The sequence below is a fragment of the Bacillus sp. CBEL-1 genome, assembly GCF_004348885.1.
Taxonomy (GTDB): Bacteria; Bacillota; Bacilli; order Bacillales; family Bacillaceae_H; genus Priestia; species Priestia aryabhattai_A.
The window spans coordinates 1,310,130-1,323,089 of the sequence record NZ_SBIM01000013.1 but is presented as its reverse complement, the minus strand read 5'-3'; the positions used below and the strand labels follow the sequence as shown (position 1 = coordinate 1,323,089).

15 protein-coding genes are annotated in these 12,960 nt (G+C 37.9%); 13 read left to right on the top strand and 2 right to left on the bottom strand.

All coding sequences use genetic code 11. The features are described from left to right. Positions 1–124 precede the first annotated feature (124 nt). The 4 genes from EPL02_RS16695 (at position 125) to EPL02_RS16680 (ending at position 3,236) form a co-directional block, all read left to right on the top strand. A complete protein-coding gene (locus EPL02_RS16695) occupies positions 125–1,312 on the top strand; it encodes an acetyl-CoA C-acetyltransferase (RefSeq protein ID WP_094910716.1) in 1,188 nt (395 codons plus the stop codon). 234 nt (positions 1,313–1,546) lie between these two features. Continuing rightward, positions 1,547–2,236 (top strand): CoA transferase subunit A, encoded by a 690-nt coding sequence (locus EPL02_RS16690; protein ID WP_094910715.1) that lies wholly within the window; start codon positions 1,547–1,549, stop codon positions 2,234–2,236. A gap of 17 nt (positions 2,237–2,253) precedes the next feature. Further along, entirely contained in the window at positions 2,254–2,922 is a 669-nt protein-coding gene (locus EPL02_RS16685; protein WP_094910714.1) for a CoA transferase subunit B, read from the top strand. A gap of 68 nt (positions 2,923–2,990) precedes the next feature. Next, positions 2,991–3,236 carry a YqkE family protein gene (locus EPL02_RS16680; RefSeq protein WP_094910713.1) on the top strand — a complete coding sequence of 82 codons (246 nt, stop codon included), beginning with the start codon at positions 2,991–2,993 and terminating at the stop codon, positions 3,234–3,236. Between the two features lie 31 nt (positions 3,237–3,267). Here EPL02_RS16680 and EPL02_RS16675 read toward each other — a convergent pair whose 3' ends face one another. Further along, positions 3,268–4,176, bottom strand: coding sequence for an aldo/keto reductase (locus tag EPL02_RS16675; RefSeq protein WP_094910712.1), 909 nt, complete (start codon positions 4,174–4,176; stop codon positions 3,268–3,270). A gap of 115 nt (positions 4,177–4,291) precedes the next feature. Next, positions 4,292–4,444, bottom strand: a complete 153-nt coding sequence (gene mciZ / locus EPL02_RS16670) for a Z-ring formation inhibitor MciZ (RefSeq protein ID WP_094910711.1) — start codon at positions 4,442–4,444, stop codon at positions 4,292–4,294. Between the two features lie 71 nt (positions 4,445–4,515). On the opposite strand from mciZ, the gene EPL02_RS16665 reads away from it, so the two are divergent. The 9 genes from EPL02_RS16665 (at position 4,516) to EPL02_RS16625 (ending at position 12,883) form a co-directional block, all read left to right on the top strand. Beyond that, on the top strand, positions 4,516–5,067 hold the full coding sequence (locus EPL02_RS16665) for an NUDIX domain-containing protein (protein ID WP_094910710.1): 552 nt from the start codon (positions 4,516–4,518) through the stop codon (positions 5,065–5,067). A gap of 97 nt (positions 5,068–5,164) precedes the next feature. Then, positions 5,165–5,809 carry a stage II sporulation protein M gene (gene spoIIM, locus EPL02_RS16660; protein WP_094910709.1) on the top strand — a complete coding sequence of 215 codons (645 nt, stop codon included), beginning with the start codon at positions 5,165–5,167 and terminating at the stop codon, positions 5,807–5,809. Positions 5,810–5,920: 111 nt separating this feature from the next. Beyond that, the gene (gene fur / locus EPL02_RS16655) at positions 5,921–6,379 is read left to right on the top strand and encodes a ferric iron uptake transcriptional regulator (protein ID WP_094910708.1); all 459 of its coding nucleotides are present in this window, start codon (positions 5,921–5,923) and stop codon (positions 6,377–6,379) included. Positions 6,380–6,802: 423 nt separating this feature from the next. Further along, complete coding sequence (locus EPL02_RS16650; RefSeq protein ID WP_025909098.1) at positions 6,803–7,030, top strand: YqzK family protein; 228 nt, start codon at positions 6,803–6,805, stop codon at positions 7,028–7,030. Positions 7,031–7,036: 6 nt separating this feature from the next. Then, the gene (gene xerD / locus EPL02_RS16645; RefSeq protein ID WP_131888262.1) at positions 7,037–7,930 is read left to right on the top strand and encodes a site-specific tyrosine recombinase XerD; all 894 of its coding nucleotides are present in this window, start codon (positions 7,037–7,039) and stop codon (positions 7,928–7,930) included. A gap of 246 nt (positions 7,931–8,176) precedes the next feature. Next, positions 8,177–9,361, top strand: coding sequence for a phosphopentomutase (gene deoB / locus EPL02_RS16640; RefSeq protein WP_131888261.1), 1,185 nt, complete (start codon positions 8,177–8,179; stop codon positions 9,359–9,361). Positions 9,362–9,378: 17 nt separating this feature from the next. Continuing rightward, a complete protein-coding gene (locus EPL02_RS16635; RefSeq protein WP_131888260.1) occupies positions 9,379–10,206 on the top strand; it encodes a purine-nucleoside phosphorylase in 828 nt (275 codons plus the stop codon). A 92-nt stretch (positions 10,207–10,298) separates the two neighbouring features. Beyond that, positions 10,299–11,603: a pyrimidine-nucleoside phosphorylase gene (locus tag EPL02_RS16630; protein ID WP_094910703.1), complete on the top strand. Its 1,305-nt coding sequence runs from the start codon at positions 10,299–10,301 to the stop codon at positions 11,601–11,603. A gap of 113 nt (positions 11,604–11,716) precedes the next feature. Continuing rightward, positions 11,717–12,883 carry a D-alanyl-D-alanine carboxypeptidase family protein gene (locus tag EPL02_RS16625; protein WP_131888259.1) on the top strand — a complete coding sequence of 389 codons (1,167 nt, stop codon included), beginning with the start codon at positions 11,717–11,719 and terminating at the stop codon, positions 12,881–12,883. Positions 12,884–12,960: the final 77 nt, after the last annotated feature.

The window sequence follows — 12,960 nt, the reverse complement described above, 5'->3', positions numbered from 1 at the left end:
AGTTTAAATTCAATAAAAATTATAAATCTTTACAAAATAATCGAAATTACAACAGGAAAATTAAGTTGGTTGTCGAATAAGCATATATGTGACAGTAATCAAACAGTAAGGAGAGGTTAACGACATGAGTCAAACAGAAGTGGTCATTGTAAGCGCTGTTAGAACGGCAATCGGCAGCTTTGGGGGAAGCTTACAAAATGTTTCTGCGCCAACTTTAGGTGGAGTAGTCATTAAAGAAGCACTAAATAAAGCAGGAATCGCAGCAAATGATGTAGATGAAGTAATTATGGGGAACGTCTTGCAAGCTGGATTAGGTCAAAACCCGGCTAGACAAGCAGCTCTTGCAGCTGGATTACCAGAAACAGTTTCTTCATTAACAATCAACAAAGTGTGTGGATCAGGACTAAAAGCAGTTCATCTTGCAACTCAAGCGATCCTTGCTGGTGATGCTGAAGTTATCGTAGCGGGTGGAATGGAAAATATGAGCCAAGCGCCATATTTGTTAAAGAATGCTCGCAATGGATTTAAAATGGGAGATCAAAAAGTCGTTGATAGCATGATTCAAGATGGATTATGGTGTGCTTTTAATGATTATCATATGGGAATTACAGCTGAAAATTTATGTGATAAATATAGCATTACGCGTGAAGAACAGGACTCTTTTGCAGCTGCTAGCCAGCAAAAAGCAGAGGCTGCTATTGAATCAGGACGATTCCAAGATGAGATTGTGCCTGTAGAAGTACCAGGACGCAAAGGTCAAGTAACCATTTTTGATCGTGATGAGTTTCCACGTGCTGGTACAACAGCAGAAAGCTTAGGCAAGTTACGTCCTGCATTTAAAAAGGATGGTTCTGTAACTGCTGGAAATGCTTCTGGTATTAATGATGGTGCTGCAGCTGTTGTTGTAATGAGCCGTCAAAAAGCAGATGAGCTAGGTTTAACACCTTTAGTAACAATTAAATCTAATGCAAGTGCTGGTGTTGACCCAAGTATTATGGGAATCGGCCCAGTAAGCGCTGTAAAAAAAGCATTGGAAAAAGCAGCAGTATCTTTAGAGGATGTTGAGCTAGTAGAAGCAAACGAAGCGTTTGCAGCACAGTCAATTGCTGTTGATCGTGAGCTTAAATTTAACCAAGAAACATTAAACGTTAACGGTGGAGCAATTGCACTAGGACATCCAATAGGAGCTAGTGGAACTCGCGTGTTGGTTTCTCTTATTCATGAAATGCAAAAACGTGAAGCGAAGCTAGGCCTTGCAACGCTATGTATTGGTGGCGGACAAGGTGTGGCTACATTAGTAGAACGTCCATAATAAAACAAAAAGCCATGAAGCTATTTTAGCCATTCATGGCTTTTTTTTATGATATATATTCTTAAACGAAGTGAACGTTCTTAAATAGTGGGCATATAGTATAGAAAATACCTATAACTTTTTCGAACGAAAAAATAATTACTTATAATTGCTAGTTATATATTTAAAAAAAGTTCTAAATATTCTATAATAAAAAAGTAAGCGTTTTCAAAAAATCAAAGGGGTGGGTTATGTATGAAACCGGTACATACATCATTTATTGAAGCAGTTAAGCCAGTAAAAGATGGTTCGACAATTATGGTTGGAGGATTTGGTCTTTGTGGCATTCCGGAAAATCTCATTTTAGCGTTAGTCGAAAAAGGGGTGAAAGACTTAACGGTTATCTCCAATAACTGTGGAGTTGATGAGTGGGGACTAGGGTTATTATTAAAAAACAAGCAAATTAAAAAGATGATAGGTTCCTATGTTGGTGAAAATAAAGAATTTGAGCGTCAAGTTCTATCAGGAGAGATTGAAGTAGAGCTCTTACCACAAGGGACGCTTGCAGAAAAGATTCGTGCTGGAGGAGCAGGGATTCCAGCTTTTTATACACCAGCAGGAGTTGGCACGCCAATTGCGATGGGAAAAGAAACGAGAATATTTGATGGCAAAGAATATTTATTAGAAGAAGCATTAGTGGCAGATGTCAGCTTGGTAAGAGCTTGGAAAGCTGATTACATGGGAAATCTTATATACAATAAAACAGCTCGCAACTTTAGTCCAATGATTGCAGCTGCAGGTAAAGTGACAATCGCTGAAGTAGAAGAACTTCACGAAACCGGTACATTAAATCCAAATATGATTCATACACCGAGTGTTTATGTTCAGTCTTTAATTGTTGGTGAACAGCAAAAACGTATTGAACGCTTAACGGTTCAAAAATAACGAGAGGAGCGGTTATGATGATTGAAAATGGTGTAAATGTAAGAGAGCGAATTGCAAAGCGAGCAGAAAAAGAAATTCAGGATGGATTTTATGTAAACTTAGGTATTGGTATTCCAACACTTGTTGCCAATTATATTTCAGACAATAAAACGGTGGTACTGCAGTCAGAAAATGGATTATTAGGTATTGGACCGTATCCAAAAGAAGAAGACGTAGACCCAGATTTAATTAATGCCGGTAAAGAAACCGTAACAGCCATTGATGGAGCAGCATATTTCGATAGCGCTGAGTCGTTTGGAATGATTCGTGGTGGTCATATTAACATTGCGATTTTAGGCGGTATGGAAGTTTCTGAAACTGGTGATTTAGCAAACTGGATGATTCCAGGAAAGATGATTAAAGGCATGGGTGGGGCCATGGATCTTGTCCACGGAGCTCAGCGCATTATTGTTATTATGGAACATGTGACTAGAAAAGGCGAGCCTAAGATTTTAAAAGAATGCACGCTTCCTTTAACAGGTCAAGGCGTTGTGAACCGCATTATTACGGATCGTGCTGTGATTGATGTAACCGATAGCGGACTAAAGCTTATAGAAGTAGCATCAGGCTATACGGTCGATGATATTATTCAATCAACCGCTCCAGATTTAGCAGTAGACGAAAATGTAAAGCTAGATGCATTTTAATTAATTGTTGTAGGTATTTGCTTATGGTAAAATGTCTATCATAATTTAATTGCAGTGGGTGAATAATGATGGCAAAACAAAAGCAAAAGAACAGCCAAAAGAAGAAAGATGATCAAATTAGCTTAAAAGATCAACTGAATAGCGATTTAGTAAAGCAGCTTCAGGCAAAAAAACATGCGCTTGCGAAGCGTGAAGAGCAGAGAATTGAGGAAGAGCAAAAAGAGAAAGAGCGCGCTCGAAAAGAAAGAGAAAAAAATAAATCATTTGAAGAATTATTTAATGAAAGTAATTTGAAATGGAATGAATTTAAATAAAAGCTCTTGCCTTATTGGCAAGAGCTTTTATTTAGCGGTGCGCTTCGTACTTATTTGCTTGAGTTAATGATTGAAGCTTTTCATAGTGCAGTTCACTTAATGGAAGCTTTTCAACAGCTTGTACATTTTCACGAAGCTGAGCTGGACTACTTGCTCCAGCTACTACTGACGCAACAGCAGGATGATAAAGGCAGTAACTTAACGCTGCGTGATTTAAGTCTGGTTCCACTGTCTGTAGAGCAGGTATAAGCTGTTCTAAATCTTTTTTCGTATAAGTTAAATAACCTGAGTTATTTAAAGAAAGCTTTTGGTAAGCTTGATTGGTTAGCAATCCTTTTGCAACGGGACCTCTTGCTACCACGCTGATAGTATGTTCGTTTAAAAGGGGAAGCACGCTTTCTTCAGGTCGACGGTCTAATAGGCTATACTGCATCATTACGCTCACAATTGAAGATTTTTTTACGAATTCGCGAATAACGTTTGGGCGTATAGACGAAATTCCGTATTCACGAATGAGTCCTTCTTTTTTTAGCTCTTCGAACGTTTCAATTGTTTCGTCAATGTTGTCTTCAATTGTGCCTCCATGCAGCTGATATAAATCAATATAATCAGTTTTTAGTCGGTGTAAACTCTCTTTTACAGCATCTTTTATGTATGCTTTTGATGGATCCCAGCGCCAACCATCCTCAACATCATTCCAGCGGTTTCCTACTTTTGTAGCCAAAATAATATCTTGTCGTTTATGTTGTAACGCTTGACCAACAATCTCTTCATTAATACCAAAATCATATAAATCAGCCGTGTCAAAATAATTGATACCAAGATCAACGGCTTCATCTATAATGCGCTCAGCATTTTTCATATCTGTTCCTAGAGACATACATCCCAAGCTAACTTCACTAACCAATAGATTGGAAGAACCTAGCTGCCTTTTTTTCATCCTATCCACTCCTTTAAATCCGTTTTATCTATTATATTGTAGCCTGGATATTTTTATAAACTCAACTAATTCACTCAACGATGCATAAAAAAAAGCAGCGCTTAGCTAGCACTGCTTAACTGTTTATTACCTTTTTTGATTCATTTGAAATAGAAGAGACCCATTCGTGAACGTATTGAAAATGTGCACCATATTCTTTTAGCTTTTGACGGATTTCCCATGCTTTGCCTACTAGAATTACTTGCTTACCTTCTACATAAACTTTCATTTCTTCTACCTCCTAAAAGTCATATGATAGAATATATGTAAAGGATTTAAATTTAGAACGAGGTGGATAAAATGGATCATTTAATTGAAAAAACGCTTGCGAAAAAAGAGATTTTTAAAGGAAGAGTGATTGATTTACAGGTAGAAGAGGTAGAGCTCCCGAACGGGAAAACGAGCACAAGAGAAGTTGTTAAGCATCCTGGAGCAGTTGCTGTTATTGCATTAACGGCTGACCATAAGCTAGTAATGGTCAAGCAATATCGTAAAGCGATGGATCGAGTTTTAGTGGAGATTCCAGCAGGTAAACTTGAAAAAGGAGAAGAACCTATCGCCACAGCAAAACGTGAGCTAGAAGAGGAAACGGGTTATACATGTAAAGAACTGAAACATATTATTTCTTTCTATACGTCCCCTGGCTTTGCCGATGAACTTGTACATCTCTATACAGCTGAGAAGTTAGAAGTTATGGAAACAAAAGCAAGCCTAGATGAGGATGAATTTGTTGAAGTGGTGGAAGTAAGCATCGAAGAAGCGCTTCACATGATTCAAGTAAATGAAATTTACGATGCCAAAACAGCGTATGCCGTTCAATATTTACAGCTTCGAAGTGCCCTAGGAGAGTAACTAACATTCAATTCTACTATAAAAAGCAGAGTAATCTCTGTCATAGTTGCGCTGAATCTATCATATACTCTATCAAGTGATTGATAGGGGGAAGACGATGAGAAAAATGTGGGTGAAGCGTGCTTATACACAGCACTTACGTGATAATAGTTCAATTTATTTATTTGTAACAGTGTTGTTTTTAATGGGGATTATCTTTGGAGCTATCGTAGTCAATAGCTTAACTGTCGATCAAAAAGAAGATCTTTATTTTTATCTAAACCGTTTCTTTGGCCTAGTGAAAACTGGAGAAGTCGCCACAAGTACTGAAATGTTTCAACAAAGCTTTTTTCATAACGTAAAATATCTAGGACTTATTTGGATTTTGGGTATAGCCATCATCGGCCTACCAGTCGTGTTAATCTTACTTTTTATTAAAGGAATGGTTATTGGGTTTACGGTTGGATTTTTAGTGAATCGTATGGGGCTTTCCGGCTTTGCGCTATCTTTTGTTTCGGTAATGCCACAAAACATTTTCTTAATACCTGCATTTTTAATCTTAACAACAGCTTCCGTAGCATTTTCTCTAAAGCTTATTCGTCAGCAGTTCTTTAAGGGAGCAAAGGAACAGGTGGCTGCTTCTTTCTTTCGTTACAGTGGTATCCTAGTAGGAGTATTTGTTCTAATTGCGTGTGCATCCTTAATTGAAGGTTATGTTTCTCCTACATTAATGAAAACGATGATGAGCTTAGTAAATAAATAATAGTTATTCTTATTTTAAAAACATTCTTTTATTTACGTTATAATAATTTTATTTTGACACCCCTTCCACATTTGATATAATAAATGAGTGAATGGCGAGGGAGGGAATGTTATGGAAAATCGAGTTGAGCGAATAAAGCAACAGTTGCACTCAGCAAGCTACAAATTGACACCTCAACGTGAGGCGACTGTAAGAGTACTCCTTGAACACGAAGAGGATCATTTGAGTGCCGAAGATGTGTATCTCCTCGTCAAGGAAAAGTCTCCGGAAATTGGTTTAGCAACTGTTTATCGAACTTTAGAATTACTAACAGAATTAAAAATTGTTGATAAGATAAACTTTGGTGATGGCGTGTCTCGCTACGACCTTCGTCAAGAAGGGGCTGCACACTTTCATCATCACTTAGTTTGTATCGAATGTGGATCAGTGGACGAAATTCAAGAGGACTTGCTTGAAGATGTAGAAGAGATTGTTGAAAAGCAGTGGCGTTTTAAAATTAAAGATCACCGCTTGACGTTTCATGGCATTTGTCATCGTTGTCAAGACGAAGATGAAAACAAAGACGAGTGAAATAAGCCTTTTCCTTTTGGGAGAAGGTTTTTGTTTTTTTTTGAAAACAACTAAGCTCAGTGCTGTATTTATAAGCGCTTAGCTTAGTCGTAGAAAGTTAATAGAATGGAAGGTTTTGAAAAAGTGAAACCGTTAATGGTACGGCTAGTAGAGTACCCGCAGATAGTAGCGTAATAAGCTTGTAGTTATTTATTTCTTTAGATGGTTTCATTGTTTCTCGAGAGACTTCATACCATATTGCGGTTGATACTAAAGCAATTAAAAATAAGTAGTGGTCATTGTTTTACCTCCTTTAAATGTATTTTAACATATTTGTAATTTATTTACATTAATTAATCCTGAATTAGGTAGGGTAAAGTAGGTATAAAACATGTCCAGATTGGCATATCTTTTAATAGTGTTGAAAATTGGAGGATATGTCTAATGAAATCATGGGTTGAGCTAGTATATAATAGTTGTAAAGTATTTATTTTATTTACAGGCTGCACGCTACTATTCTATTTCGGCATGGTATGGGTGTCAGGAGAATACCAAGACTATAAGCGCTATGATGAGCCGAGCGGATCAGCAGTGAAAGTAATGCAAATGAATGTATATGAAGATCAAACGTGGATTGAAAGATTATTTATGTTTTATCAAAACGGGGAGTAGAGGCAATTGAAGGATCAAGTTCAAGATTTTATTCACTATTTAATAGTAGAAAGAGGTTTAGCTAAAAATACAATCGATTCGTATGAGCGGGATTTAAAGAAATATAGTCAGTATTTAGAACATGTCGAGCAGTTGAATCACCTGAATGCTGTAACGAGAGCACATATTGTGAGTTTTCTTAAGCATTTAACAGATCAGCAAAAATCATCAAAAACAATTGCCAGGCATATCGCATCGATTCGTTCGTTTCACCAATTTTTACTTCGAGAGAAAGTGACTGAACAAGATCCATCCGTTCATATTGAAACGCCGCAGCTTGAACGAAAACTACCGAAAGTATTAAATGCAGAGGAAGTAGAAGCACTTCTGTCAGTCTTTGATACGTCTACGCCGTTTGGATTGCGAGATAAAGCGATGCTGGAGCTTCTCTACGCAACGGGCATGCGTGTGTCAGAGCTTGTGAACTTAAACATAGAAGATGCACATTTAACAATGGGCTTTGTTCGTTGTTTTGGAAAAGGTAGCAAAGAGCGAATTGTGCCACTTGGACGAATGGCAACGGAAGCAATTGAAGCGTACCTAGCACAGGCTCGTCCTGTTTTAACGAAAAAGCAGCAGGGAGAACATGCTTTGTTTGTGAATCATCACGGCAAACGACTAACAAGGCAAGGGTTCTGGAAGATTTTAAAAGGATTAGCGAAAGATGCGCGTATTGAAAAAGAATTAACGCCTCATACCTTGCGACATTCTTTTGCTACACATTTGCTTGAAAATGGAGCGGATCTTCGAGCAGTTCAAGAAATGTTGGGGCATGCAGATATTTCGACGACTCAAATTTATACGCACGTAACAAAAACAAGGTTGAAAGATGTCTATAATCAGTTTCATCCGCGTGCTTAAAGGTAGAGGGTTAACGGCATTGTTTCTAGCAATGTCGTTCTTTAATTGAAAACACTTTCATTTTCTGTGTACAAATTAGAAAAAACCTTTTATACTATAGAGGTCAGACTTCTGACCAATAAAGATTATGGTTAAACTTTTCTTTAAAGGGAATTTTATAATATATTGGAAACTATACGATTACAGTATGGTTTATTATAGCTTCATGAGTGAAGTGAAATTTACAACAAATATGGAGGAATGAAGATGTCATCATCTACATACAAGCGCGTATTCCTAGTTGTTATGGACTCTGTAGGAATTGGCGAATCACCAGACGCAGAAAAATACAATGACTTGGGAGCAGATACACTTGGGCATATTGCAGAGCATCGCAACGGCTTAAAGATGCCGAACATGAGCAAGCTCGGTTTAAGTAACATCCGTCCAATTAAAGGAATTGAACCAGCAGAACAGCCGTTAGCGGTTTACACAAAGATGCAAGAAGCTTCAGCAGGGAAAGATACGATGACGGGGCATTGGGAGATCATGGGACTTAATATTGATACACCATTTAACGTATTTCCTGATGGATTCCCAGATGAGCTTATTAAAAAGCTAGAGGAGAAAACAGGACGTAAAATTATTGGTAACAAGCCTGCGTCAGGAACAGAAATTTTAGATGAGCTTGGCGAAGAACATGTTAAAACAGGTGCGTTAATTGTATATACTTCAGCAGATTCTGTGCTACAGATTGCAGCTCATGAAGAAGTAGTGCCGCTTGAAGAACTATATGAGATTTGTGAGTATGCTCGCAAGATTACACTAGACGATCCATATATGATTGGGCGTATTATCGCTCGTCCATTCCTTGGAGAGGCAGGCAATTTTACACGTACAGCAAATCGACATGACTACGCACTAAAGCCGTTTGGTCGCACAGTCATGAATGAATTAAAAGATAGCAATCTTGATGTCATTGCCATTGGGAAAATTTCTGATATCTATGATGGGGAAGGCGTGACAAAGTCACTTCGTACAAAGTCCAACATGGATGGAATGGATAAGCTAATTGACACATTAAAAATGGACTTTAACGGATTAAGTTTCTTAAACTTAGTTGATTTTGATGCGTTGTTTGGTCATCGTCGTGACCCAGAAGGATATGGAAAAGCTCTTGAAGAATTCGATGATCGTTTAGCAGAGGTATTTCCATTATTAAACGATGATGATTTATTAATTATTACAGCTGATCATGGAAATGACCCGGTTCATCATGGTACAGATCATACACGTGAATATGTTCCAATGCTAGCTTATAGCCCGAGTATGAAAACTGGTAAAGAGATTGACGTGCGCTCAACGTTTGCTGATATTGGCGCGACTGTAGCTGAGAACTTCGGTGTGAAGATGCCACAGTTTGGAAAAAGTTTTTTACGTGAATTAAATTAAGAGAGCGGGGAAAAAAGATGAAGCGAGACGTAATTCATACAGCAGCAACATACATTCAAGGTAAAACGACAATTCAACCAACAATTGGATTAATTTTAGGATCAGGTTTAGGCGTATTAGCGGATGAAATTCAGGACGCTGTAAAGATTCCGTACAATGATATTCCAGAGTTTCCGGTATCTACAGTTGAAGGACATGCAGGTCAACTTGTAATTGGTACTATTCATGATGTACCGGTTATTGCAATGCAAGGACGCTTTCACTTTTATGAAGGGTACTCTTTAGAAAAAGTAACATTTCCGGTCCGTGTTATGAAAGAGCTTGGAATTGAAACAATTATTGTTACGAACGCAGCGGGAGGCATTAACGAATCTTACAATCCTGGAGATTTAATGCTTATCTCAGATCATATTAACAATTTTGGAACGAACCCTTTAATTGGCCCAAATGATAGTGAACTAGGCGTTCGTTTTCCGGATATGTCAACTGCTTATTGTCCAAAGCTACGTGCATTAGCAAAAGACGTAGCTGGTGAGTTAAATATTACTGTTCAAGAGGGTGTATATGTAGGAAATACTGGTCCTACTTACGAAACGCCAGCTGAAGTTCGTATGCTACGCGTTGTAGGAGGAGACGCAGTAGGAATGTCAACTGTGCCTGAAGTAATTGTTGCTCGTCATGCGAGTTTACGCGTCCTAGGAATTTCATGTATTTCAAATATGGCTGCAGGAATTTTAGATCAGCCTCTTCATCATGATGAAGTAATTGAAACAACAGAAAAAGTAAAAAAACAATTTCTAGCACTAGTAAAGGAAATTGTAAAACAAATTCCACAACACTCATAAGAAGAGAGGAGCTGTTACACACCGTGTAACAGCTGCTTTTCACCTAATAATGAATCCGTTTTCAAATACTATTTTAAAGGGGAGTTACGAATATGAGGATGGTAGATTTAATTGAAAAAAAGCGTGATTGCAAAGAACTTACAACAGAAGAGATTCAATTCATTGTAAAAGGTTTTACAGATGGAGATATTCCAGACTACCAAATGAGCGCTCTTTCTATGGCTATTTTCTTCAATGGTATGACAGAGCAAGAGCGTGCAGATTTAACAATGTCAATGGTGAACTCAGGTGATGTCATTGATTTATCAGCAATTGAAGGTATTAAAGTTGATAAACATAGCACAGGAGGAGTGGGAGATACAACAACTCTAGTGCTTGCGCCTTTAGTGGCAGCTGTAGGTGTACCGGTAGCGAAAATGTCAGGACGTGGTTTAGGACATACAGGTGGGACAATTGATAAACTAGAAGCTATTTCAGGCTTTGACGTAGAAATTAGTAAGCAAGAATTTATTGATTTAGTTAATAAAAATAAGGTTGCTGTTGTAGGACAAACTGGAAACTTAACGCCTGCTGACAAGAAGCTATACGCGCTTCGCGATGTAACGGCGACCGTTAACAGCATTCCTCTTATTGCAAGTTCAATTATGAGTAAGAAAATTGCTGCGGGGGCAGATGCAATCGTATTGGATGTAAAAACAGGTGCCGGTGCTTTTATGAAGAGCTTGGATGAAGCAAAAGAATTGGCTCAAGCGATGGTGAACATTGGTAATAACGTGGGGCGTAATACAATGGCTGTGATTTCAGATATGAGCCAACCACTTGGCTATGCAATTGGAAATGCGCTTGAAGTAAAAGAAGCAATCGATACTCTACAGGGAAAAGGGCCAAAGGATTTAGAAGAGCTATGCTTAACGCTAGGAAGTTACATGGTACTATTAGCTGAAAAAGCAGAATCATTAACAGAAGCACGTCAAAAGCTAGAAGAGGTAATCAATAATGGCAAAGCACTTGAAGCATTCAAAGTCTTTTTAGAATCACAAGGTGGAGATGGCTCTCTTGTAGATGACCCGACAAAATTACCACAAGCGAAGCATATCGTGGAAGTTGAAGCAAAAACAGATGGTTATGTATCTGAAATTATTGCTGATTCTATTGGGACAGCGGCGATGTGGTTAGGTGCTGGTCGAGCAACAAAAGAATCGGAAATTGACCTTGCGGTAGGGTTGGTTCTTCAAAAGAAAATCGGAGACTACGTGAAGGCTGGAGAATCACTTGTAACCATTCATAGTAATACAGAAGATGTTGTCAAAGTAAAAGAAAGAATTTATGAAAGCATCAAGCTAAGTGAAGAAGCGGTGGAAGCACCACCACTTGTATACGATACAATTCCTAAATAAATCATTAAAAAAGCATTGAGGTTAACCTCAATGCTTTTTTATTTGGCAGCGTAGTATAAAGTCTTACAACGGTGGAAAAAATAGGTTTGTATAAAGAATGGAGGTTTGTGTAGATGAAGCGTAATATTATGAAACTACTCGTTGTCATCTTTTTATTCTCACTTATGACACAGCCTGTTTTAGCTAGTGAAAAAAAATCTACAGAGCTAGCGGCACAAGCTAAATCGGCAATTTTAATTGAACGAGATACGGGAAAAATTTTATACGAAAAAAATAGTAATCAACCACTCCCACCTGCAAGTATGACTAAAATTATGACAATGATTTTAATTATGGAAGCGCTTGATGAAGGTAAAATTACGTTCAAAGACAAAGTTAGAGCAAGTGAATATGCAGCTTCTATGGGAGGTTCACAAATCTTCTTAGAGCCTGGTGAAGAGATGACGGTCAATGAGTTATTAAAAGGGATTGCAATTGGATCTGGAAATGATGCTTCAATGGCAATGGCTGAGCATTTAGCCGGTTCAGAGGATAAGTTCGTTGAAATGATGAACAAAAAAGCCAAAGAAATTGGCTTAAAACATACAAAGTTTCAAAATCCAACGGGACTGCCTGTGGATGACCATTATAGTACTGCCCATGATATGGCTATGATGGGAAAAGAGCTGCTGAAATATGAAGACATTATTAATTATACAAGTAAATATGAAGACTATTTAAGAGAAGACACAGATAAGAAATTTTGGCTCGTAAACACAAATCGTCTGGTGAAATTCTATCCGGGTGTGGACGGTTTAAAAACAGGGTTCACAGGACAAGCCAAATACTGCTTAACAGCTACTGCTAAAAAGGGAAATATGCGCGTCATTGCAGTTGTATTTGGAGCAAATACGCCTAAAGAGCGAAATAATGAAGTAACAAAAATGCTAGATTATGCATTTAGTCAGTATACAACCACTCCTTTATATAAAAAAGACGCACCAATTAAGAAGGTAGAAGTTAATAAAGGAGAGCAAAAATATGTAAATGCTGTAACGTCAGAGCCATTATCTGCTCTTACGAAAAAAGGAACAACAGCTAAGGACATGAAGACAGAAGTGAAGCTTGATAAAAATTTGAATGCTCCTGTAAAAAAGGGTGATGAGATTGGTACCATTACTATCAAGAAAGATGGCAAAGTTATGAGTACATCTCCACTTGTTGCGGAAGACGACGTTGAAATTGCTTCATATTGGCAGCTGTTTAAGCGTACGTTTTCACTATTTTCACAAACATCTTGAGAAAAACGACTAACATTGACGAAATGCTACTAGTTTTGTCACTTAGAAGGAATCCGTCTTTGCTATAGCGAAAGATT

Coding starts and splice junctions, on each gene's coding strand:
- EPL02_RS16695 (WP_094910716.1), top strand. CDS start 125: ATGAGTCAAACAGAAGTGGTCATTGTAAGCGCTGTTAGAACGGCAATC.
- EPL02_RS16690 (WP_094910715.1), top strand. CDS start 1,547: ATGAAACCGGTACATACATCATTTATTGAAGCAGTTAAGCCAGTAAAA.
- EPL02_RS16685 (WP_094910714.1), top strand. CDS start 2,254: ATGATTGAAAATGGTGTAAATGTAAGAGAGCGAATTGCAAAGCGAGCA.
- EPL02_RS16680 (WP_094910713.1), top strand. CDS start 2,991: ATGGCAAAACAAAAGCAAAAGAACAGCCAAAAGAAGAAAGATGATCAA.
- EPL02_RS16675 (WP_094910712.1), bottom strand. CDS start 4,176: ATGAAAAAAAGGCAGCTAGGTTCTTCCAATCTATTGGTTAGTGAAGTT.
- mciZ (WP_094910711.1), bottom strand. CDS start 4,444: ATGAAAGTTTATGTAGAAGGTAAGCAAGTAATTCTAGTAGGCAAAGCA.
- EPL02_RS16665 (WP_094910710.1), top strand. CDS start 4,516: ATGGATCATTTAATTGAAAAAACGCTTGCGAAAAAAGAGATTTTTAAA.
- spoIIM (WP_094910709.1), top strand. CDS start 5,165: ATGAGAAAAATGTGGGTGAAGCGTGCTTATACACAGCACTTACGTGAT.
- fur (WP_094910708.1), top strand. CDS start 5,921: ATGGAAAATCGAGTTGAGCGAATAAAGCAACAGTTGCACTCAGCAAGC.
- EPL02_RS16650 (WP_025909098.1), top strand. CDS start 6,803: ATGAAATCATGGGTTGAGCTAGTATATAATAGTTGTAAAGTATTTATT.
- deoB (WP_131888261.1), top strand. CDS start 8,177: ATGTCATCATCTACATACAAGCGCGTATTCCTAGTTGTTATGGACTCT.
- EPL02_RS16635 (WP_131888260.1), top strand. CDS start 9,379: ATGAAGCGAGACGTAATTCATACAGCAGCAACATACATTCAAGGTAAA.
- EPL02_RS16630 (WP_094910703.1), top strand. CDS start 10,299: ATGAGGATGGTAGATTTAATTGAAAAAAAGCGTGATTGCAAAGAACTT.
- EPL02_RS16625 (WP_131888259.1), top strand. CDS start 11,717: ATGAAGCGTAATATTATGAAACTACTCGTTGTCATCTTTTTATTCTCA.